Source organism: Bradyrhizobium semiaridum (genome assembly GCF_020329505.1).
In the GTDB taxonomy this organism is placed as follows: domain Bacteria; phylum Pseudomonadota; class Alphaproteobacteria; order Rhizobiales; family Xanthobacteraceae; genus Bradyrhizobium; species Bradyrhizobium semiaridum.
In genome coordinates this window covers 1-604 of the sequence record NZ_JAGKJJ010000116.1, presented here as the reverse complement: position 1 = coordinate 604, position 604 = coordinate 1, and the positions used below count along the sequence as shown (strand labels likewise).

The window sequence follows — 604 nt, the reverse complement described above, 5'->3', positions numbered from 1 at the left end:
ATCTCGGCACCACGGGCACACTGCCGGTCGCGCAAGTGCTGAACGCACTCCGCACCCACCAGGTGATCGGCGTCGACACCCGCGATCTCAAGGTGATCACGGTGACGCGGCTGGCGCGCACCGTCGAGAGCAAGGAGATCGAGCAGCAGGTCGCGCGCGCGCTGGAAAACCGCCACGGCCTCGGTCGGGCCGGCAATATCAACGTGACCTTCGACCGCGATCCCGGCGACATCCGCCTCGAAGCCACCAATTCCGGCGTGATGCAGCCGGTCACCGTGCGCTACGAGCCGCGCTCGACGTTGCGCGCCAGCACGGCGGCCTCGATGGTCTCGATCGCAGTGCCGGTGAAGCGCAGCTTGATGGGCGCGGTACCCGCCTCGTTGGCGATCTCGAATGAGACGTCGAAGCGGGTCGAGCGCGGCGACGTGCTGAAGGCTTCCGACGTGCTGGTCGAGCGGCGGCCGAAGGCCGAGGTCGGCAACGACGCGGCGGTGCGCGACAGCACGATCGGCATGCAGGTCCGCCGCCAGCTCCGCGCTGGCCAGGCGCTGCGCGTCGCCGATCTGGCAAAACCCGATCTCGTCACTCGCGACCAGAACGTCAC

Annotated in this window: 1 protein-coding gene; it reads left to right on the top strand. The window is 68.7% G+C overall.

Going from position 1 to position 604, the window contains the following annotated elements; genetic code table 11:
- On the top strand, positions 1-604 hold a 604-nt coding region (locus J6500_RS32290; protein ID WP_376707882.1), incomplete at both ends, for a flagella basal body P-ring formation protein FlgA.